Raw genomic sequence first — 22,758 nt, forward strand, 5'->3', positions numbered from 1 at the left:
TGATGCTTTTTCTACACTTAGTTGTGTACAATATGTGACCAAAGGAGGATTCAACATGGAAATGAACGTCAAAACGAATTCCTCTCCTACGGCGCCAAAGCCAAGTAAGCAAACAGGCTGGCGCATCTGGTGGAGTTTACTACGTCCCCATACATTAACAGCCGCTTTCGTACCTGTTTTCATCGGAACAGCATATTCGATGCAGGTCGGAGGTATAAATCAAATACATCTTCCTCTTTTCCTTATGATGCTTCTTGCTTGTCTTCTCATTCAAGCAGCAACAAACATGTTTAATGAATACTTTGATTATAAAAGAGGACTCGATCACGAAGGTTCAGTTGGTATCGGCGGCGCTATCGTTCGCGATGGCATTCAGCCAAAAACAGTGCTTAACTTAGCATTTGGATTTTTCGGCATCGCAATACTATTAGGTGTTTATATTTGTATAAATTCTAGCTGGTGGCTTGCTGCAATCGGTCTTGTTTGTATGGCCGTTGCTTACCTTTATACAGGTGGCCCACTTCCAATTGCATATACACCATTTGGAGAGTTGACAGCCGGATTATTTATGGGTGTCATTATTATTGGGATTTCATTCTTTATTCAAACTGGAACTGTAACATCAGAAGTCATTTTACTATCTATTCCAAGCTCCATTTTAATTGGTGCCATTTTACTAGCCAATAATATTCGTGACTTGGATGGCGATAAAGAAAACGGTCGTAAAACGTTAGCAATTCTCGTTGGACGCGAGCGAGCGGTTGGTGTACTTGCTTCGATGTTCATCGTTTCCTACATTTGGACAATTGCTTTAATTATCGTGGGCATCGTATCACCATGGATGCTTATCGTATTTTTAAGTGCGCCGAAAGCATTTAAAGCGACGAAAGGCTTTATCGGCAAAAGCATTCCGATGGAAATGGTACCTGCGATGATTGCAACAGCAAAAACAAATACAATCTTCGGTTTCCTAATGGGAATCGGATTATTACTTGGATACTTTCTATAAAAGGAGCTGCTTATGCGGCTCCTTTTTCATATCTAAAATTCATCTCATAATTCCTACTCTCAACGCTCATACTATGTAAAGAAACTGAATTGTAGGAAGGTGGACGACTATGTTAACTCCACAACAAGTAGGTCAATTTAAATCCATTTTAGAAAAACAAAAACAAGAACTAGAGCAAACGATACAAACTCATGAAAATACAGATCGTGCTTCTGAACGTGACTCAGTAGGAGAACTGTCTAGCTATGACAACCATCCAGGTGATATGGCTACAGAGCTATATGAACGGGAAAAAGACTTCGGGCTTATTGAACTTTGGCATAAACAGCTTGAGGACACGAAACATGCCTTGCAAAAAATAGAAGCGGGTACGTACGGCATTTGCGAAGTGTCTGGCGAAGAGATTCCATTTGAAAGATTGGAAGCAATGCCGACTGCTACAACATGCATCCAGCACGCGACAAATAAGTTAAATATGAATACACGACCAGTTGAAGAAGAAGTGTTGTCTCCTTCTTTCCACAAGCATGATGAGGACAATTCTGTTGAGTACGATGCGGAAGATGCGTGGCAAGATGTCGCAAATTACGGAACATCTGAAACGCCGTCTGATTTAGAAAGACAAGATTCAAAAAACTATAATGGCATGTATGTAAATAGTGAAGAAAACGTAGGCTACGTGGAGGATTTTGAAAACTTTATCGGTACGGATATGTACGGGAAAAACCCACAAGTTTTCGCTACAGAAGAGCATGAAGAATATGAACAAATGCTTGATGATTTTGAAGAACGTACCTTCAAAGGTGAATTATCTTCAAATGAATCTAGTTCCAAAGAATAAAAAAAAGCATTCCGAAAATCGGAATGCTTTTTATCGCTAGCTAATTAGTTTTTTGTAACGTTAGCAGCTTGTGGTCCACGGTTACCTTCAACGATTTCGAAAGAAACTTCTTGACCTTCTTCTAAAGTTTTGAATCCGTCACCTTGGATAGCTGAGAAGTGAACGAATACATCGTCTCCACCTTCAACTTCGATGAAACCGAAACCTTTTTCGCTGTTGAACCATTTAACTTTACCTGTTTGCATGTCATGTACCTCCTAAATAAAAATGAAACTATGAATCCACATGAAAAGGTGGATATAAAGGACATGAATGTATAACAAGCTTACAGCCTTTAATTCAACGTGCTTTATTTCCGTACCACATTATGTAGCTCAATAGTGATTTCACTATATCACGCTATATCCAAAACGTCAAATGAGAACACTTTCATTCCACCATTTTTTTATAATTTTAATATAATGTTGAATTTCCATATTCATATATTATCCCGCCATTTGTGGGCAGCTTGATTGGCGGGAGCTGATAATCAGTTTTGGCTGGTTCCACTTTATTTGAAAATTAACAAAACTAAAGTATTCTAATCCTATTAAATTCTGTACAATATAAGTATCTATTACATACGAGGTGAAAAAAATGAGAGCACACGAAATCGAGTATAAGTTATATGGCGATGATATGCAGTTTGTTGAAATTGAGTTAGATCCAGAAGAGAGCGTGATCGCAGAAGCTGGCGCAATGATGATGATGGAAGATTACATAGAAATGGAAACAATCTTCGGTGATGGTTCTGGCCCATCTGGAGGTTTATTCGGAAAATTAATGGGCGCTGGTAAACGTCTCGTTACAGGCGAAAGTATGTTTATGACTGTATTTACAAATACAGGTCACGGCAAGCGCCACGTCTCATTTGCTGCTCCTTATCCTGGTAAAATTATTCCTGTAGATTTAACAGAGTATCAAGGAAAAGTAGTTTGTCAAAAAGATGCCTTTCTTTGTGCCGCAAAAGGTGTTTCCATCGGAATTGAATTTACGAAAAAAATAGGAACTGGTTTCTTCGGTGGTGAAGGTTTCATCATGCAGAAACTTGAAGGTGATGGCCTTGCTTTCATGCACGCAGGTGGAACTGTATATAAACGTGAATTAAAACCTGGTGAGAAACTTCGCATTGATACAGGTTGTCTCGTTGCTATGACAAAAGACATTAACTATGATGTCGAGTTCGTCGGTAAAGTAAAAACAGCTCTATTTGGCGGCGAGGGTTTATTCTTCGCAACATTAGAAGGTCCTGGAACAGTTTGGATTCAGTCCTTAACACTTAGCCGCTTAGCAGCACGCCTTACAAGCCCAGCAGCGCAAAGTACTGGCGAAGGTAGTGTATTAGGTGGACTTGGTCGTTTATTAGATGGGAAAGAGTAAACTGTGCCCTTATGTAGGCATGGCCATCAACTAATAAAATAATAAAATTAAAACACCCTTACTTGCAGTAATGCAGTGAAAGGGTGTTTTAATTTACGTCTACAAACGAGAAAAAGCAGTTAAAATAAAGTAATAAGGTTTACTTCAGGAAAATAAGGTATATTATATTTGTTGAATAGATTCTCTTTAGAGACAAGAAAAGTAGGTGAACAAAGTGGGAAAATATCAATTGGATTCCAAAAGTCAGGTAGCTGTGGCAAAGTTCCATGAAAAACAGAAACCTGCCAAATTTGATAAAAAGCAGAAACTTGAACAATTACGTGCGGAGTATTTGAAAAAAAAGCAAAAACAAACAGATAAATAATATGTTTCGTTTCCCGAAATTTTCGGTATATAGTGCGAACAAACACAAGTAAATAGGTAATCATCGTTCAAATATATACAGGCTATTTTTTCAAACCTCTTACAAGCCCAGCATTATAAAGTACTGGTGAAAGTAGTATATTAGGTGGCCTTGTTCACCTTTTAGATGGAAAAGAGTAAAAAATGCCTCCAATGCAAAAAAACATCGGAGGCATTTCTCTAAAGTTTATGACTATAGCACTTTATTTTTACTGCGGAGGGCTATACATACCATTTCGAATCATATAATACTCCATCGCTTCATTAAGCCATGTCTCTTCTTCTTCCTTGTAAGGAGATGGCATCATATTATTATATTGTTCTTCTACATTCTCTAATTTACCTAAAGAATACATTGTCTCTTCACCAACATACTTAAGAGTCGCCTTCATATGTTCATCAACCAATTTTTGCACTTCTGAATCCTCAATTTGTCTTCCAAATAACCTTTTCACTTCTTTTGCTAAACGCACAAACTCTTTATCAAGTGCTATGCGCTCTTCTTCCGACTTATTATATAATCCATCAGCCAAGTCTTTTGATACATATCCTTCAAGCCATAAACGTTGTTCGTTTTCTTTTTGAATGCTGTTAATTAGACTCATTAATATGTCACTATCCAACTCTTCATCTTCCTCAAGACATACCATTGTTCGTTCAAGCGCCTTTATCGAAACTTCAATGTGTCTTCTCTTTTCTTCAAAGGCTTTTCTTTGTTGTTCCAACGTTTCTTTTAAATTTACATTCAAACTTGGCATTTTCAGCATAACGCGTATTTCTTCTAAACTATATCCTAATACTTTAAGACTCACTATTTTCTGTAGCTCTAATATATCTTTTCCTTTGTACAAACGGTGACCAGAGCTAACATTCTTTTCAGGTTTAAGTAGTCCAATTTCATCGTAATATTGTAGTGTCCGTATTGATGTGCCTGTTCTCTTTGAAAACTCACCAATTGAACAGCCTTCCTTTTTGCTCATCTTACACTCCTCCTAACAATATGTTTACAAAAATCATACTCCCTCACGTAGCTGTAGGTTCAAGCACTTTTTCCAAAAGAATGAATCAAGTTCCTCACTGCATATATTAAACTATACTTTTTCTTAAGGAGGGCTTCCTTAATGCGTACTCCTTTATCCTTTGATAAAGACACTGCCATACTGTTAGCTTCTTGTTGTGAGTTAACGTATGAACAATATAAACAAAATGGCATTTTCGAAATACCAGATGGTTTTCAATATGTACAAGGTTTTCAAGGAAAGGCCATTCAAACAACAGAATGGTTCGGATTTATATTAGAATCTGAGGATACAATTATTGTTGCCTTCAGAGGCACTCAAACAGATCCAGATTGGATTATTGATTCTCTCGTCAATCAAAAACCTTATCCTTATGCTTTAAATGGCGGAAATGTCCATAACGGTTTTCTCTCTATTTATGAGTCTTGTCGTGATTCTATTATGGATATGCTCGTATCATTGCCAGCACATAAAAAACTGCTAGCTACTGGGCATAGTCTAGGTGGCGCGCTTGCCACATTACACATATTAGATGCACGTATAAATACTGCCTTCGCACAGTATGGACTTTATACATTCGCTTCTCCAAAAGTAGGAGATATCGCTTTTCGAAATTATTATAAACTACAAGTAGCTAGTAGCTTTCGTTTCGTCAACTTGTTCGATGTCGTCCCACTTCTCCCTCCCCGAAACATAAATTTTAATGATCATGATTGGGAGTATGCACACGTCCATCACAACATGACATTTACAAAAAACACAAAATCCATTACAAATAATCATTCCATTACAACATACAAAACATGTCTGACTTCTCATTTTTAACCAGTAAACAATTGGAAATAAAATATTCGTATACTATAATAATGTATGAAGTTATTTTTGGATGAGGGGACCTTACATGTTAAAATTTATCTTCGCACTTTTTCTTATTGTAATTTTTACGGTTACAGGTTTCTTTACATTTTCATACTTTGCGACAGGAGAGTATGATGGGGCAGGTATCATATATACCACTGTTCCATTTCTTTCTTAAGCAAAATAAATAAAACGAGCTTAATTTTATTAAGCTCGTTTTATTTATTAATATCCATTTTTGTTGGTAAATCGATAATATATCTCCCAATATAGCAACCTCTTTAAAACTGTTTAACTGCATTACCGATACCCCAAATTTCATTACTGTACTGCAAAATCGTTCGATCGCTCGCAAAATGACCAGACTGTGCAATATTTAAAATAGACATTTCTAGCCACTTCGTTCGGTTCTCATAAGCTCTACCAACAGCTTCTTGTCTTTCAGCATACGGACCAAAATCTCGCAGAACGAAATATTCATCGTTTTGAATAACGAGAGAATCGTAAATCGCTTCAAATTCAGCTCCCGATTGTGCAAAGAAACCATTTGTTAATTGATCAACTACTTTTTTAATGTGCCTATTGTGGTGATAATAATCACTTGCACGATACCCACCATTTTGATAGTAATGAAGAACCTCTTCGGCTGTTAAACCGAAAATAAAACAGTTATCCTCACCGACCCGGTCTTTTATTTCAACGTTAGCACCGTCTAGCGTTCCGAGTGTAATCGCACCATTCATCATAAATTTCATATTACCTGTTCCCGATGCTTCTTTACTCGCCGTTGAAATTTGTTCACTTACATCCGCTGCTGGGAATATATCTTCAGCTAAAGAAACTCGATAGTTTTCTAGAAAGATAACTTTCATATATTGACTGACATACGGGTCATTATTTACTTTTCTTGCGAGTTCATTTATTAATTTAATAATTTTTTTCGCGTAATAATAGCCAGGTGATGCTTTCGCTCCAAAAATAAAAGTACGCGGATAAAATGTAAAACTAGCATCCTCTTTCAAACGGTTATACAAATATAAAATATGAAGAACATTTAATAATTGTCGTTTATAAGCATGTAATCTTTTCACTTGCACATCAAAAATAGAATTTGGATCAATGGTAATCCCCATTGTATTATGAATACGCTCCGCTAAAATCTCTTTACGCTCTTGTTTTACCTCTGCAAATTTCTCTTGGAAACCCGCATCATATTGAACTAATTGTAGCTCTTGAAGCTTAATCGGTTCTTTCTTCCACTCCGTTCCAATCGCCTCTGAAATGAGATTTGTTAACTGTGGATTTGCTTTCATAAGCCAGCGCCTATGAGCAATTCCATTCGTCTTATTATTAAACTTATCTGGATAAAATTCATAAAACAATCGCATTTCCCGCTGCTTTAATATTTCCGTATGAATTTTTGCTACACCGTTTACGCTATGGCTACCGACAATCGCTAAATGAGCCATTTTCACAAGGTCATGTGCAATAATCGCCATTGCTTCAATACGATCCCACTCATACGGATACTGTTCCCACAGTTCATGACAGAAACGTTCATTAATCTCTTCAATAATCATATAAATTCTCGGTAATAACGGTTTAAAAATGTGAATTGGCCACTTTTCGAGCGCTTCTGATAACGTCGTATGATTCGTATAAGAAATCGTCTGCGTCGTTATGTGCCAAGCTTCTTCCCATGCTAACTTTTCTTCGTCTAGTAAAATACGCATCAGTTCCGGAATTGCTAAAACCGGATGTGTATCGTTAATGTGGATCGCAATTTTTTCATGTAGTTGACGAAGGTCACCATATCTTTCTCTATGCATTCGAACGATATTTTGCAAACTTGCTGATACGAGGAAATACTGTTGTTTTAAACGAAGTATTTTTCCCTCATCATGCGTATCATCTGGATATAAAAACTCCGATACAGCCTCTGTTTCACGCTTATATTTCAAAATATCTTTGCAGTTTTGCGGGAAAGGAACTGGTTCAGCATTCCAAAGTCTAAGTGTATTTACAGTACTCGTCTCATAGCCAACTACCGGCACATCATATGGCACGGCCATAATGACTTCTGCATTTGTATGCCTAAACTCTAAACGCCCGTCAATTTCTAGCGGTTCAACACTGCCGAAATAACTTACTTCTACAGCTTGATCATACCTTCTTACTTCCCATACGTTTTCATGAAGAAGCCACTGTTCTGGAAATTCAACTTGATAACCATCAACAATTTTCTGATCAAACAAACCATGTTTATAACGAATTCCACAGCCGTGTCCTGGTAAGTTTAAAGATGCGAGTGAATCGAGAAAACAGGCTGCTAAGCGTCCAAGCCCACCATTACCAAGGCCTGCATCTGCTTCCACTTCTTCTAACTCTTGTAATGAAATCCCTAGTTCAGATAACCCCTGCTCGCATACATCTCGAATACCTAAATTCAAGATGTTACTTCCAAGCAAACGTCCAAGCAAAAACTCAATAGACAAGTAATACATTTGCTTTTGCTCTCCGGATCGATAACTCTCGTTCGTTGCAATCCATTGACTATTCATATACTCACGTACCATATGGCCGAGTGTATTATATTGATCACGAGTTGTAGAATCTTTAAAACTTTTACCATACATCGTCTCTAACTTTTCTAGAAAAGTTGATTTAAAACTTTCAACATGAGTAAACATTTTTTCACCACCTACATGTTATTCCATGAGACTTTTATACAATTCCTTATAAGCAAGAGCCGATTGCTCCCAGCTATAATCTTCAGTCATCGCTTGTTTTACAAGCTGCTCCCACACTGGTTTATCATGATAGAATTCAATTGCACGATGAATCGTATGCAGCATGTCATGTGCATTAAAATTCGTGAAACTGAAACCATTTCCTTCTCCAGTTTCTTCATCATAAGAATGTACCGTGTCGTTTAACCCACCTGTTTCTCTTACAATTGGAATCGTACCGTATGCTAATGCGATAAGTTGTCCAAGTCCACACGGTTCAAACAGCGATGGCATTAAAAACAAATCGCTTCCCGCATACACTTGGTGAGCTAATTCTTCATTAAATCCGATATAAACTTTTACCTTCTCCGGATACTCATATGCCATCCACTCAAAGAATTGCTCATATTCCGAATCACCTGAACCTAAAATAATACATTGTACATCTTCTTCCATTATTTCGCGGAATACAGTACGTACTAAATCAAGACCTTTTTGCTTCGTTAATCTCGTTACCATTGAAATAATTGGTGTATCCTCTTTTTCTGGCAAACCAAAATAACGCTGCAAGGCGCGTTTATTTTCACTCTTTTCATATAATGACTCTGCATCATACTGGGCCTTAATATACGAATCCGTTTCTGGATTATATACGCTCGTATCAATACCATTTACAATGCCGCTAAGCTTATCATTATATTTTCGCAGTAATCCATCTAACTTCTCACCGAAAAATTCATATTGAATTTCTTCTTTATACGTTGGGCTCACCGCTGTAATTTGATCCGAAGCAATAATACCGCCTTTCATAAAGTTTACGTTTCCATAAAACTCTAGCTGCTCACTATGAAAATATTCATCACCAAGCTCTAACAAGTCGTACATCACTTCAGGAGGAAATACACCTTGGAACTGCAAGTTATGAATCGTATATACCGTTTTAATACGCTCATATAACGGGTTATCTTGATACTTTTCACGAAGTAAGAAATTAACCATAGCCGTATGCCAATCATGGCTATGAAGAACATCCACTTCAAAATCAAGGTGCGGAATACACTCTAACACTGCTTTTGAGAAATAAGAAAAACGCTCTCCGTCATCGTAATGACCATACAGAGAATCTCTCTTAAAATAATATTCATTATCTATTAAGTAATACGTAATTCCGTCTTGCTCACCTTTTAAAATTCCACAATATTGATTTCTCCACCCAAGAGGGACGTTAATTACTTTATGTAACGTACATCCATCTCTTAACTTTTGCGGAATGAGACTATAATTCGGAAGTATAATACGAACGTCCACTCCTAATTTTTTTAGCTCTTTTGGGAGCGCACCCGCTACATCAGCTAATCCTCCCGATTTCACAAACGGTACACATTCTGATACTGCAAATAAAATATTCACTTGTTGTCCCACTGCGCGAAAAGTTTTTATTACTCCTCTTGCAGCTTCCTCCCTTCGAGTTTTCATTTAAATTAAAACTTTAATCAGTGGAGGAAAAAGCCCCCACTGATTCTTTAGGAATAACTATTAATCGTACTGTTTTGTACGCTTCCTTTTTCTACAACATACGGCTCATCGGCGCTTCCTTTTAATACGACACCGTCGCCAATTTTCACGTCTTTATCAATAATAACACCGTCTATTATACAGTTATCTCCAATTTGGCTCTTTTGCATAATAATACTGTTACGAATAATTGAACCTTTTCCAATTTTAACCGAACGGGAAACAACACTGTTTTCGACTTCCCCTTCAATAATACTGCCATTTGCAATCATTGTATTTTTCACGACTGCACCCTTTAAATAACGAGTTGGTGGCTCATCTTTTACTTTCGTAAAGATCGGTGCTTCTTTCTTAAATAATTGCTTCCAAATAGCAGGTTGCAAAATTTCTAAGCTATGTTTATAGTAACTTTCAATCGAGTCAATAATTGCTACATATCCAGTATGTTCATATGTAGCAATGTGTAATGATTTCCCGCGCTTTTCTCTCACTACATCAAATAAACTGTATTGTTCCACACCTTTATATGACTCAAATAAGTCTAACAATAATTGTTTCTTTAACACGTATGTTTGAAGCGAAACCCCTGCATGGCAAACTTCTGTAATATCAGCTGCCGTATGTATATGTCGCTCTAACACCGCTTGAAAATTTAATGCTGTTACGAGATGGCTATTCGTAATAACAACGTACTCTTCTCTGCTTCTTAGAAAATAATCAATATGTCTTCTAAAGTGTGCAAAAGACCCAAATTCATCTTGGTCACATTGGCAGTTTGGCGGGAATAAAAATAGTCCGTCTCGTTTTCTATCTAAATCCCACTGTTTTCCTGAACCAACATGGTCCATTAACGAACGATTTTTATGGCTTGTAAAAACTGCCACACTATGAATACTAGAATTCACCATATTTGAAAGCATGAAATCAATGAGTCGATAACGGCCCCCAAACGGTAACGCCGCTAGTGAACGATGCCCTGTTACTTTCTTTAAGGAAGGAAAACTTCCCGTTGCATTAATAATTCCTAACATTTTTTCTCCCATTCATTTCATCCCCCTTTTCTATTTCCCTTCAGCAATTAATACTACATCGTCAACATTCTTTTCTGGACGAATGATTGTTCCATCTTCGATAACCATTTCTGATCCAACAATCGCTCTTTCAATCACAACATTTTTACCAATCTTAGCCCCTGGCATAACGACAGAATCAATCACCATACTTCCTTCTTCCACCGTCACTCCTTGGAATAACACAGAATGCTTCACGTCCCCTTCAATGACGCATCCTTCGTTAATAAGCGATTCTTCTACTTTCGCCTTTTCAGCAATATATTGAGGCGGTTCGTTTGGATTGACAGAGTAAATACGCCAATTACGATCGTTTAAATTCAGTGATGTTTCATCGCGAAGCAAATCCATATTCGCTTCCCATAAGCTCTTCACCGTTCCAACATCTTTCCAATATCCTTCAAACGGATACGCCATTAACTTCTTCCCTTCATCCAATAAAAGCGGAAGTACGTCTTTTCCGAAATCGTTACTAGATTCAGGGTTTCTTGCATCCATCTCTAAATACTCTTTCAAAATTGACCAATTAAAAATATAGATTCCCATTGATGCAAGATTACTTCTTGGAAATTGTGGTTTCTCTTCAAACTCAACAATCTCCATTTCTTCATTTGTATTCATAATGCCAAAGCGACTCGCTTCATCCCAAGGTACTTCAATAACAGAAATGGATACGTCCGATTCTTTCTCAATATGGTAATCTAGCATCTTACTGTAATCCATTTTATAAATATGGTCGCCTGATAAAATAAGAACATACTCTGGTTCATATTGACTTAAATAGTTTAAGTTTTGATAAATGGCACTTGCCGTACCTGTGTACCACTTCACACCTGAAGACTCCGCATAAGGAGGTAATACTGTGACTCCACCGCTTACTCGGTCTAAATCCCATGCATTGCCGATTCCGATATAATTATGAAGTTCTAGTGGTTGATATTGCGTTAAAATCCCAACCGTTTCAATACCAGAATTTGCGCAGTTACTTAGCGTAAAATCAATAATGCGATATTTACCACCAAATGGAACAGCTGGCTTGGCTAAATTTTTTGTTAATGCACTTAATCGACTACCTTTTCCCCCTGCTAGTAACATTGCTACGCACTTTTGTTTTTGAGCCATCTTGTTTTTTGCTCCCCTTTCTCGTCTTCACTGGTCGTAATATGGATACGCCAAATGGTGGAATTGTAATCTCTACATGTGCTGCTTGATTATGGTACGGTTCTAGAATCGTCTTAAGACGTTTCTTATTCACTTGCCCCGAACCGCCATATTGCTGTGCATCACTGTTTAAAATCTCGTTATAATACTCGAAATCTGGTACACCTACTTTATAGTTTTCATATGTAGCTTTCGTAAAATTACATACGATAACTAACGCATCCTCTTGTTTATCCCCTTGGCGGATAAACGAGAAAATACTTTGCTCGTTATTATTAGCATCAATCCACTGAAAACCTTCAGGCGAATGATCAAGCTGCCAAAGTGGTTTTGAGCGCTTATACAATGCTATGAGCTCTTTAAAGTAATCATGCATATAACGATGCATTTCAAAATCATGTAAATTCCAATCTAAATCTTCAAGGTCTTTCCACTCATCAAACTGTCCGAATTCCCCTCCCATGAAAAGTAATTTCTTTCCTGGGTGAGTAAAGAAATATCCATATAATAAACGAAGCTGAGCAAACTTATCCCAGTAATCACCTGGCATTTTATTTAATAACGACTTTTTCCCATGAACGACTTCATCATGAGAAAGCGGTAATATGAAGTTTTCAGAGTACGCATATAGCAAAGAAAACGTCATTTTCTCATGAATGTGTTTCCTATATTCAGGCGCACACTCCATATATTTCAGCACGTCATTCATCCAGCCCATGTTCCATTTGTAATTGAATCCAAGCCCACCTTCATACGTTGGAGTTGTTACAAGTGGCCAAGCTGTTGAATCTTCTGCCGTCATAAGAAAATCTTCATCCTCTGCAAACACTGCTTCATTTAACTCTCTTAAAAATGAAACAGCATGCTCATTACTTTGCTCTTGTCCTTCTTTATTCCAGTACAACATGTTCGCAACTGCATCTACTCTGAAACCATCAATATGGAAATATCTCATCCAAAATAACGCATTTGAAATTAAGAAATTACGTACCTCTCTCTTTCCTAAATCAAAATTGACAGTTCCCCATACTGGATTTTCTTGTACATCTTTATCTTTATATTCATAGGTCGGTGTGCCATCAAACAAATATAAACCGTGAGCATCTTTACAAAAATGCCCCGGCACCCAATCTAAAATGACACCGATTCCATATTTATGACATTCGTCGACAAAATACATTAAATCATGCGGTGTACCAAATCTACTCGTCGCTGCATAATATCCCGTTCCTTGATATCCCCAAGAACGATCATATGGATGCTCAACAAGCGGCATAATTTCAATATGTGTAAATTGATGTTCCACCACATATGGAATGAGTTCTTCTACCATTTCCCTGTAAGAATACAGTGTTCCATCTTCTTTCTTTTTCCAAGAACCAAAATGCAATTCATAAACTGTCATCGCTTCTTTATAAATCGATTTTTTCTTTTTCTTACGAGTCCAGTTTTTATCATTCCATTCATATCCCTTTATATCAAAAACTACAGATGCCGTATTCGGTCTTACTTCTGCATATACAGCATACGGATCTGCCTTTAAAATGACGTCACCAGCCAACGTTTCAATCGCATATTTATATATTTCTCCTTCTTCAATATGCGGTATAAACAAGGACCAAATGCCTTCTTCTGTCACTTGTAGCATTTTATGTTGCTCATAATCCCACTCATTAAAATCTCCAACAACACTCATTGCTTTCGCATGAGGAGCCCACACTGTAAATCGTACCCCTTGAATCTCATCTTCCGTCACAACATGTGCGCCAAAGATGTTATAACTTTCATAGTACTTTTCTGTATGAAACTCATCTCGTTTCACTTCTTCACAATTTATTACACTCAATATGCTCACCTCACTTAGATGACAGAATTTTTTATACTTTAACTATTTCTGCGAAAAACTGCAATATCCTTGTTAATTTATAAAAAATATTCGTTTTTTTCTTAAAAACGTTAGTTTTTCTTCACATTTCCGTGTAAAATATCGAATTTTGACGAATATTCATTGAAAACGCTTTATTATCCTTCTATATTTTTATCAATTATTTTTTCTCAACCTTTATTTTATTATGTTTATCCTATTTTTCATGCTATTTTCCACTCAAAATCAAAACAAAATAATCTGTCATAAAAAAATGTTTCTCAATATTTTTTGTCACAATGTTATTGAAATGCGAAATTTAATCCTGCTTTTGAAAAGCTACTTTCCCAAAAAGGGGTAACCGCAAAAGTAAATGAACCGAAACTAGAGGCAGGCTCTGTTACAGTTGGCGGAGCTATCGATGACAAAAATTTCGCTGGATTAGATGGTGATTTCCCGTTCATTGATGTAACTTTCAAAGTAGAAAATGATGAGTTTTATGAAGCAAACGCTCAATTAGAATCACCAATTTTTGTTTACTGGAAACAAGGTGAATCAGAACCAAATAGAATGCGTGTACTTCAAGATCAAACATTCTCAGTTATGTCCTTAAACTCATTAGTAGAAGGAAATATTAAACCTGGTGCATTCTTAAATGAACGCGGATATTCAGATGAAAAGTTCGATTATACAAAGCTTGGCGTAAAAGTATATGCGACTGATTCTTACCGTCATAAGTTTGAAGGCTCACTAGATAAATACGGATACTTCAAACTAAATGGACTTTCAGTTAATAAACGCGACTATAACTTATATGTAGAGGTGCCAGGACATTTAACAAGCCGCCTAACAACGAAACTTGGTACTGAAAAAGACGGTAAGCTGCTTGGCCAATATTATTATGCAAGACCTGACGAAAACCTTGCCGGCGATGTAAATGGTGATAAAGTAATCGATATTAAAGATGCTGAAATTATTGCTAGCAACTATGGTAAAAAAGGACTAACTGTAAAAGACGGAGATCTTAATAAAGATGGTATTGTCGACGAAAAAGATATTCGCTTCGTTGAAAAGAACTTCTTGAAAAAAGGGCCAGATACATCTAAATCACAAACACCTGTAGAAAAATCCAAAAGCGGTACACTGGCAGATATTTTAAAGAAATTAGGATTAACGCCTAAAAAATAATAAAGTGAAACTTTAATCAATTGAGGTTTTACTGCCCGGCAAATAGCGGAATAATAAAGAGCACTCTACGTAAAATAGAGTGCTCTTTTTCTATAAACGACCCTTATCCAGCAAAAGGGGTATATTGGGGATATACAAGGGAAACCGGAAAAGGAATTTATATTAAATTATATAAGTTCAGAGGTAAGAAGCAGTTTCCCACCTCTGAATTATTTAGCAATTATTATAGTACTGGTGCCATTGTTTCTTTTAATACTTTTACAGAATGAGCGAACTTCACTTTTTCCTCTTCATTTAGCTCAAGTTCTACGATTTCACGTACACCTTCGCGGTTAATTACAGCTGGAACACCTACGTAAGCATCTTTCTCGCCGTATTGACCTTCAAGGTATGCAGATACAGTTAATACGCTGTTCTCGTTGTTTAAGATTGCTTTAGTTACACGAAGTAGTGACATACCGATTCCGTAGTAAGTTGCACCTTTACGCTCGATGATATGGTAAGCTGCATCACGTACGTTTTCGAAGATTTTGTCTAAGTCTTCTTGTTTGTACTGTTCGTTGTTAGCTAAGATTGTTTCTAATTTTTGTACACCGATAGTAGCGTGGCTCCATACTGGAAGTTCAGTGTCACCGTGTTCACCAACGATGTAAGCATGAACGTTGCGTGGATCTACATCTAAGTAGTCACCTAACATGTAACGGAAACGAGCAGAGTCTAAAGTAGTACCAGAACCGATTACGCGCTCTTTCGGTAAACCAGATTCTTTCCAAGTTACGTAAGTTAAAATATCAACTGGGTTAGTTGCGATTAAGAAGATTCCATCGAATCCGCTATCCATAATGCCACGAACGATTTGTTTAAAGATCTTTGTATTTTTCTCAACTAAGTCTAAACGAGTTTCACCTGGCTTTTGTGGTAACCCAGCAGTGATAACAACTAAATCTGCATCTTTACAATCTGCATAGCTACCGCTCCAAACTTTTGTTGGTGATGGAGAGAATGGTACCGCATGACTTAAGTCCATTGCTTCCCCTTCTGCTTTTGCTTCATTAACATCTACTAATACGAATTCTTCAGCTACACCTTGGTTGATCATTGAGTAAGCGTAACTACAACCTACAGCTCCTGTTCCTACTAATACTACACGATTGATACCTTTTTTCATGGTAATTTCCCCTCTCTATTGTTCACATATATTTTTTTATGATTGTTTAAGTAATTAATTAAAATACTAATTTAATGTTGTTTAACTTCTTTACATTCATATTGTAGCACGTATTATTGTGAATTACTTCACAAATTATGACCTATTTGTGAACTTTTTCACATAGAGTGTAAAGTTATTATAATGGTTATAGATTACATCTCATTAAGAATATGGATTCGTATGTGAGTAGCACTATGCATTAGAACACCTTTTAAAAACTCACTTTTCTATCTTCTATAAATTTAAATTATATAAAAATAACATTTCAAACCGCGAGAGATAATCTAGCATTTGAAATGTTATTTTTATTATTATCGATCTTTCATAACATTCTTGAAATTATTATCCTTTTACTACTTGTGAAGCCTCTATTTTCTTAGATTTTCTAGAAATAGCTGCTTGTGACAGTACGATTCCTGCAACCGCAAAACCAACATACATAATTCCCATTCCAATATTATTAATAATTTCACCCAACATAATTCCTAGTACACCAAATATCTTACCAATCTGTATAACAAATCCATTAAAAGCCATATAAGCACCTCGACGCGAATCATCAACTAGCTCTGCAAGAATAGATTGTCTAGTAGGAACGTACATTAACTCACCAACCGATAAAACAGCAACAGCTGTAATTAAAACATATAAATTATTAGAAAAGGCTAATAAACCGTAACCCAAACCAAATAATATAAAACCTGTATACATAATGGGAATTTCCGATTTATTTTTGATAATTTTAGCCGTTATAGTCGTTAGCAATACAATTAATAAAGTATTTTCTACCGTTAAAAGACTTAATATTTTAATACCATTTAAAGAAAAATTAAATTGAGTTCCAAATGAGATTACTATATTTTCAAATTCTTTTTGAAGTCTAATAGCAATAAAATTATTTCTCTGAAACTCAATAGATAAAATAGCAATACCGCCTAAAGTAAATAATAAAAAATTAATATCTTTAACGACTGTTTTATAACTTTTAATAAGTTTTCGTAAACCGTAAGAATCACCGGGTTTATTAACTTCTACAGGCTTATATGTTTCTTGAATGAGAGCCATTGTCATCCATAAAGTGAAGAAAGACATAATAAACAAGCAAATCAATAGCTCAAAGAAATATGATTCAAAAAACCATCCTCCAATAATTAAACCAACCATCATGGATAGATTGACAGCCCAATAATTAATTGAGTACATTAAAGTCCTGTTTTCTTTTGTACTAACGTCAATTAACATTGCTTCAGCAGCTGGATTAATAAAGCCCATTGAAACACTCACTAATAACAACATAAAAAATGTTATCCAGGGAGAAGTAAACCATGGGGAATTCGCTAATATTAGACCTAAAAATGCAAAAATATTTAACCATTCTCCAACCACCATCATTTTCTTTCTACCTAATAAATCAGCCAAATGCCCACCATACAGACTAGCTAAAAATTGAGTTACTACTTGAATCAGTAATAATATCCCCGCCACTGTTGCATTTATTTCTCGAGTGAAATAAATTGCCATGAATGGAAAAATCGTTGAACCTACAACTCGGCTCATAAATGATGTGTAAATTCTTATTCTAATATTTCGATGAAGATCTTTAAACATTAATTACCCTCCTTTCACTTTATTTTATTTCAGTAAAAAGAGAAAAAAAAGAGTATAATAAAACTGAAAATGTCCCCTTTTATCAACAACCAAATACAATGATAATTTAGTATTTAAGGAGGTTACAATGAAGGATTACACATATTTTCAAATGAGAGCTTTTCTATTTAATCAAGAAAACAATCAATCCGTTCAATTTAAACTAAGCGAACTTACTGAACTATGGCAATGTAGTCAAAAACAAGCGAAGAGACATTTAAAAAAATTCATCGAAGAAGAAAAAATTCATTATGAACCAGGTAGAGGGCGAGGGAATTTCTCTAAAATAATATTTCATTATCCTTTTCAAGAAGAGGTCGAAAAAAAGGTTCTTAAATTAGTTGAAACTGATAAGCTTGAAGAAATTATTACGCTATTACAACTACAAATCCCTCAAATTTGGATATCAAATGTATCACAAGAAGTTCGAAGTTTATTTGGAATTCATACATCTGAACAATCTAAGGATATATTAAGAACAATCATTACAAGGAAATTGACCACACTTGACCCTTTACATACCGTCATAAACTTTGAAACCAATTTAATTCATCAGCTCGGTGATAGTTTATTAACTTATAATCCAAAAGAAGATAAACTTTATCCTCACATTGCTCATCATTGGGAAGAGGCTAAACAGGGCAAAATATGGACTTTTTATTTGAGAAAGGGGATACGATTTCATAATGGGCATTTGTTGACGAGCGAAGATGTAAAATATACCTTTAGACGATTTTTAACTCATTATACCCCACATTCTTGGCTAGTCGAAGATATAGAATTTATTGAATGTCCTTCCCCTTTTACAATAAAGTTTATTTTAAAGCAAAAAAATTTATTTTTCCCTAGATATTTAGCATCTCAGAACTTAGCTATACTTTCAAATAACACAACATTTAATGAAAATGTATGGATTGGTACAGGGGCCTTTCAATTAAAAAAAAGAACAAATAACACCTTAGTCTTAAAAGCATTTGATAACTACTTCTTATCAAGACCACTACTAGATGAGATAGAGATTTATAGCGTGCCTGTCGCTGCTACAAGCCCTATAACTTACAATATAAAAAGAGAGGAAGAGGATATTGCACCATTTCAATCAGAAGATATAGAAGTTGGATTTCAATTCTTAGCCTTTAACTTCAACCGTAATAATATTGTGCATAATCAATCATTTAGAAAAGCAATTTTTGAGTTAATGGATTTACATAAAATGTGGGATGATTTAAACCGATCTAATTTACAAGAAGCTACAAGTTATTTCCACTGGAAATCCTCACCTAATAAAAAAAATAGTAAACAAATTAAGCAGCTTCTAAAGCAAGCTGGTTACAGTGGTGAAATATTAACTGTATATACTTTAGATAAAAAAAGTTATATAGAGGAAGCAGAGTGGTTAAAAACAGAAAGCGCAAAATATAATCTACAATTCATTATTAAGACCTATACCCTAGAAGAATATTATCTCCCTTTCTTCGAAGAAGCAGATTTATTATTTATGGGAGAAGTTGCTTCCGTAGATCATCACTTATCATTTATGGAGGCTTTTCTTAACAAATCACTAATCTTGAATCGTTTTTTTACAGCTTTTTATCTAAATAAAATAACTTATTACCTTGATAAAATAAAACAAACTATGGATTGGAGAACCAGAGAGTTTTGGATTGAACAAGCAGAAGATTACATCAAAAAAGAAAATTTATTTCTCTATCTATATCACCCCATTAAAACTAAAACTTTTCATCCTATGATAAAAGATATTCAGTTCGAGTCTTTTGGATATGTAGACTTTAAAAAAGTATGGATTAAATGATTTTTACCAATAAGTAAAAAGTCCTTGAAAGGGCTATGCTTTCAAGGACTCTTTACTTAGTTAGCAACAAATCTGTTAAATCCCGAAATACTAGAACATCTAGATTTCCACCAATCTCTCTCCTCAATTTGAAAACATTTCGGTAAAGAAGGGACTTTCAACCTTATAAAAAAATTAAGGGGAGACTTATTCATTTTTGCAATTTCTTCTCTCTCCTGAAAATCTAAACAACTAGGAAACCACTTAATTGTTTAAACAGAATTACTATCCCTTTCATTACAGAACCGGACGCTTCTAGACCAATATCATCTAACCCTAATACTGCCGTCCGAAATAACATAAACTGCCTTATCTTTAATGATAAAAAAATAACGTTCGACAACTTTTCCTACTAATAAACATACAAAAATTAGGTTTATCCCCTGTACAGATCATCACAGTTCTTAATAAAACTTTTAAATTGATTTTCAATTTCCCAGCCTAAATGTAATAAAAATGTCTGGTCAAAAATATTGTTTATTAACACACCATATAAATTATTGATAAAATGTACCATACCTTCGTTTTCATACTGGCCAGTGAATAATTATAAAGTAAATTAATTCACTTACATCAATAGCTATACTATCTCCACCTTTGTTACCACACAGTAGGAGACATTTCCTACTATATGGTTTTTAAAACATATTTAATACTATATAATTATTATTTAATCTTATAATTTATACATTTGTAAATTCCAATTTTTATAAGCATGCAAATTTTCCGAATGTTTTTTTCGTTTTTCAAGTAAAAATGATCTCCATCTAGCGGTGTTAAATGAAAATTAAAATCTGTATATTCTTTCCACTCTACCATTTCACTTTCACTTATGTTATCTTCAGTACCTAAAACCCCAGTAATGGGACAACTTAAAGGAAACACCCCTACATTATTATAAGAATTTAATAGTTCATAATCCGCTCTTAACATAGGCAGAATCAATCTTAAGAACCTTTTATTTTTCATAATTTCACTTGATGTACCATTTCTTTCAATTAGTCTATTTATTAACTCTTCATCAGATACATCACTGTTTAAAATATTATAATTAGGTAGGTGAGGAGCAGGATAACTTGATACATAAAAATGAGAAGGCGATTTTTTATAATTAAACATTATACTTTTTATGAGTTCATATCCTATTAGCCCGCCCATACTATGCCCCCAAAAAACAAAGGGCTTATCAAGTAACGATTCTATATCATCAGTAAGTAACTCGATTAAATGGGCAAAATCTGTAATCATTTCTGCTAAAGCTTTTTTTCCTCTTCCAGGTAAAGCCAGGGCGTAAAGGTTACAATCTTCAGGAAGATAGTTTATCCAGTCATTGTAGAATTCAGCTGTTCCGCCAGCATGAGGCAAAACAAATAATGTGAATGATGATTTTTCATTGAAATTTAAACACTCAAAATATTGATTCATTGTAATATACTCCTTTTTCACAATACACAGATGTTAGATATAGTGATACTGCAAACGCGCTCTATGCTGTCAAATAACATTGCCATTTAGTTCAATTATATTATCATCGGGATCCATGACGAAAATTTGTGGGTAACCCGCTTGCGGTTTTGGAAAAGCCACATAGAATACTCCACATTTATCTAGCCAATTGATAGTATCCTCGTAACTGTGAATTTGTAATGCAAAGTGACCATCCAAAATAGCAAAGCCCCCTTTTCGTATTGTCTGTCCCTCATGTTGCACAAGATGAATAGTTTGTTTTGTATCGCCGACTTGATACCACGCCCCTTCAAAATCAAAATTAGGACGCTTAATTTCTTCTAACCCTAAAACCTTTGTGTAAAATTTTCTTGAAACCTCTAAATCCCTAATGTTCACCGTAATATGATCAATTCCTCTATATTTAATCAATTATTAAACCTCCAACACTATTACTTAATTATCTATTACTAACCTTCTAGAAGAGTTATATAAGAGGGCATTGCTTGAAGATTATTTAAATCATTTTCTAAAATTAGCGTTCCATCTTCACATTTTTCTATTTCCTTGAATCCAGCAAACTTATATGTTACATACATCATTCTATTTCTATCAGTAGGAACAAACTCTGCGATTAGCTTTACTCCTGCTTCTTTAGCTTTTTGCATAATATAATGGAGTAATACTGTCCCGACTCCTCTGGACATCACTCTGCAAGACATTAGTAAGAGTTTAATATTCCAAGTAGTTTCATTTGTTTCAATCATAGTAAGTCCAATTTTCCCATAGGAACCATATTTATCATTCAAATCTGCGATAAACATTTTGTTAACCTTACGTAATTGATTAAGTTCTTCATAAGAATACGTATAACCAGTTGCGTTTAGCTGATTAGTTCTTACGGTTAACTCTTCAGCCCTTTTCAAATCATCGTCTCCTACGTTAGAGATAGTAAATGTCATATTTAAAGTCTCTAAAAACTTTTCTGGAGTCCCTTTAAATTCTTTTTCAACTTCTTTTCTTTTAATATCATTCATGTAAAGTTCTCTACGATTTTTAGAATCAACAGTAATAAATTTAGGCTTAAGTTCAGGAAAATCTAATATGTTATAGATATCTTCTGCATTAATTGTGAGAACCTGTGGTAAGGCATAGTTAACTTCTTCTAATTCAAAAGGTTGGTCATCAATAAATGCTAATGTATCAACATTAATATTTATTTGTTTTGCAATCTCTGCTATCCCTTCTGACTTAGGATTCCAGGAAATTTGAGGATACAGGAAGTAGTGATCTATATGTAATTCCTTTAATTTACCTATTGCAATATCATGTTCATTCCGAGATGAGATAGATTGAAGAATTCCTCTATTATCTAGTTCTTGAATAATATCTAATACACCATCTTTAAGTACTACTTCTGTATCTTCTAATAAAATCCCCTTCCAAATGGTATTATCAAGATCCCAAACAACACATTTTACTTTTGGATTGGTTTTAACTTTTGTCAGCATCCTCTATTCACCTTTCA

The 22,758-nt window shown here is 35.1% G+C and carries 20 protein-coding genes and 1 pseudogene; 8 read left to right on the forward strand and 13 right to left on the reverse strand.

What is annotated here, in order from left to right:
* Positions 1–55: 55 nt before the first annotated feature.
* A complete protein-coding gene (locus ACTFSL_RS08045; protein ID WP_000425766.1) occupies positions 56–1,009 on the forward strand; it encodes a 1,4-dihydroxy-2-naphthoate polyprenyltransferase in 954 nt (317 codons plus the stop codon).
* 109 nt (positions 1,010–1,118) lie between these two features.
* Positions 1,119–1,850, forward strand: a complete 732-nt coding sequence (locus ACTFSL_RS08050; RefSeq protein WP_000957396.1) for a yteA family sporulation protein — start codon at positions 1,119–1,121, stop codon at positions 1,848–1,850.
* 44 nt (positions 1,851–1,894) lie between these two features.
* On the opposite strand, the gene cspD is transcribed toward ACTFSL_RS08050, so the two are convergent.
* Positions 1,895–2,095: a cold-shock protein CspD gene (gene cspD / locus ACTFSL_RS08055; RefSeq protein ID WP_001193054.1), complete on the reverse strand. Its 201-nt coding sequence runs from the start codon at positions 2,093–2,095 to the stop codon at positions 1,895–1,897.
* A 391-nt stretch (positions 2,096–2,486) separates the two neighbouring features.
* Between cspD and ACTFSL_RS08060 the strand changes: the two genes are divergently transcribed.
* Together ACTFSL_RS08060 and ACTFSL_RS08065 are read left to right on the forward strand one after the other, a co-directional pair.
* Positions 2,487–3,269 carry a TIGR00266 family protein gene (locus ACTFSL_RS08060; protein ID WP_001201257.1) on the forward strand — a complete coding sequence of 261 codons (783 nt, stop codon included), beginning with the start codon at positions 2,487–2,489 and terminating at the stop codon, positions 3,267–3,269.
* A gap of 214 nt (positions 3,270–3,483) precedes the next feature.
* Positions 3,484–3,633 carry a hypothetical protein gene (locus tag ACTFSL_RS08065; RefSeq protein ID WP_000521637.1) on the forward strand — a complete coding sequence of 50 codons (150 nt, stop codon included), beginning with the start codon at positions 3,484–3,486 and terminating at the stop codon, positions 3,631–3,633.
* Between the two features lie 247 nt (positions 3,634–3,880).
* Here ACTFSL_RS08065 and ACTFSL_RS08070 read toward each other — a convergent pair whose 3' ends face one another.
* A complete protein-coding gene (locus ACTFSL_RS08070) occupies positions 3,881–4,651 on the reverse strand; it encodes a MerR family transcriptional regulator (protein WP_000037216.1) in 771 nt (256 codons plus the stop codon).
* A gap of 141 nt (positions 4,652–4,792) precedes the next feature.
* Between ACTFSL_RS08070 and ACTFSL_RS08075 the strand changes: the two genes are divergently transcribed.
* Entirely contained in the window at positions 4,793–5,515 is a 723-nt protein-coding gene (locus ACTFSL_RS08075; protein ID WP_001260111.1) for a lipase family protein, read from the forward strand.
* 76 nt (positions 5,516–5,591) lie between these two features.
* Positions 5,592–5,726 carry a hypothetical protein gene (locus ACTFSL_RS08080; RefSeq protein ID WP_000911075.1) on the forward strand — a complete coding sequence of 45 codons (135 nt, stop codon included), beginning with the start codon at positions 5,592–5,594 and terminating at the stop codon, positions 5,724–5,726.
* A gap of 103 nt (positions 5,727–5,829) precedes the next feature.
* Here ACTFSL_RS08080 and glgP read toward each other — a convergent pair whose 3' ends face one another.
* The 5 genes from glgP to glgB form a co-directional block, all read right to left on the reverse strand.
* Positions 5,830–8,238 carry a glycogen phosphorylase gene (glgP, locus tag ACTFSL_RS08085; RefSeq protein WP_440041469.1) on the reverse strand — a complete coding sequence of 803 codons (2,409 nt, stop codon included), beginning with the start codon at positions 8,236–8,238 and terminating at the stop codon, positions 5,830–5,832.
* An 18-nt stretch (positions 8,239–8,256) separates the two neighbouring features.
* Positions 8,257–9,687: a glycogen synthase GlgA gene (gene glgA / locus ACTFSL_RS08090; RefSeq protein ID WP_023901191.1), complete on the reverse strand. Its 1,431-nt coding sequence runs from the start codon at positions 9,685–9,687 to the stop codon at positions 8,257–8,259.
* Between the two features lie 113 nt (positions 9,688–9,800).
* Entirely contained in the window at positions 9,801–10,835 is a 1,035-nt protein-coding gene (gene glgD, locus ACTFSL_RS08095) for a glucose-1-phosphate adenylyltransferase subunit GlgD (RefSeq protein ID WP_440041470.1), read from the reverse strand.
* An 18-nt stretch (positions 10,836–10,853) separates the two neighbouring features.
* Entirely contained in the window at positions 10,854–11,984 is a 1,131-nt protein-coding gene (glgC, locus tag ACTFSL_RS08100; RefSeq protein ID WP_000057619.1) for a glucose-1-phosphate adenylyltransferase, read from the reverse strand.
* The gene (gene glgB / locus ACTFSL_RS08105) at positions 11,932–13,869 is read right to left on the reverse strand and encodes a 1,4-alpha-glucan branching protein GlgB (protein WP_000111405.1); all 1,938 of its coding nucleotides are present in this window, start codon (positions 13,867–13,869) and stop codon (positions 11,932–11,934) included. The genes glgC and glgB overlap by 53 nt, the downstream gene beginning before the upstream one ends.
* Before the next feature lie 327 nt (positions 13,870–14,196).
* Here glgB and ACTFSL_RS08110 point away from each other — a divergent pair.
* Positions 14,197–15,075, forward strand: a pseudogene (locus ACTFSL_RS08110) (dockerin type I domain-containing protein); the annotation flags it as partial.
* A gap of 223 nt (positions 15,076–15,298) precedes the next feature.
* On the opposite strand, the gene ACTFSL_RS08115 reads toward ACTFSL_RS08110, so the two are convergent.
* A complete protein-coding gene (locus ACTFSL_RS08115; RefSeq protein WP_000715340.1) occupies positions 15,299–16,243 on the reverse strand; it encodes an L-lactate dehydrogenase in 945 nt (314 codons plus the stop codon).
* Between the two features lie 384 nt (positions 16,244–16,627).
* On the reverse strand, positions 16,628–17,893 hold the full coding sequence (locus ACTFSL_RS08120) for an MDR family MFS transporter (protein WP_440041471.1): 1,266 nt from the start codon (positions 17,891–17,893) through the stop codon (positions 16,628–16,630).
* A gap of 127 nt (positions 17,894–18,020) precedes the next feature.
* Between ACTFSL_RS08120 and ACTFSL_RS08125 the strand changes: the two genes are divergently transcribed.
* On the forward strand, positions 18,021–19,745 hold the full coding sequence (locus ACTFSL_RS08125; RefSeq protein ID WP_440041472.1) for an ABC transporter substrate-binding protein: 1,725 nt from the start codon (positions 18,021–18,023) through the stop codon (positions 19,743–19,745).
* Positions 19,746–19,968: 223 nt separating this feature from the next.
* Here ACTFSL_RS08125 and ACTFSL_RS08130 read toward each other — a convergent pair whose 3' ends face one another.
* The 4 genes from ACTFSL_RS08130 to ACTFSL_RS08145 form a co-directional block, all read right to left on the reverse strand.
* Positions 19,969–20,127, reverse strand: a complete 159-nt coding sequence (locus tag ACTFSL_RS08130) for a hypothetical protein (RefSeq protein ID WP_440041474.1) — start codon at positions 20,125–20,127, stop codon at positions 19,969–19,971.
* A gap of 323 nt (positions 20,128–20,450) precedes the next feature.
* The gene (locus ACTFSL_RS08135) at positions 20,451–21,209 is read right to left on the reverse strand and encodes a thioesterase II family protein (RefSeq protein ID WP_440041475.1); all 759 of its coding nucleotides are present in this window, start codon (positions 21,207–21,209) and stop codon (positions 20,451–20,453) included.
* A gap of 69 nt (positions 21,210–21,278) precedes the next feature.
* Complete coding sequence (locus ACTFSL_RS08140) at positions 21,279–21,662, reverse strand: VOC family protein (protein WP_440041476.1); 384 nt, start codon at positions 21,660–21,662, stop codon at positions 21,279–21,281.
* A gap of 38 nt (positions 21,663–21,700) precedes the next feature.
* The gene (locus ACTFSL_RS08145; RefSeq protein WP_440041477.1) at positions 21,701–22,741 is read right to left on the reverse strand and encodes an HAD-IIIC family phosphatase; all 1,041 of its coding nucleotides are present in this window, start codon (positions 22,739–22,741) and stop codon (positions 21,701–21,703) included.
* Positions 22,742–22,758 lie beyond the last annotated feature (17 nt).

This window comes from Bacillus cereus group sp. MYBK108-1 (assembly GCF_051917185.1).
Classification (GTDB): Bacteria; Bacillota; Bacilli; order Bacillales; family Bacillaceae_G; genus Bacillus_A; species Bacillus_A cereus.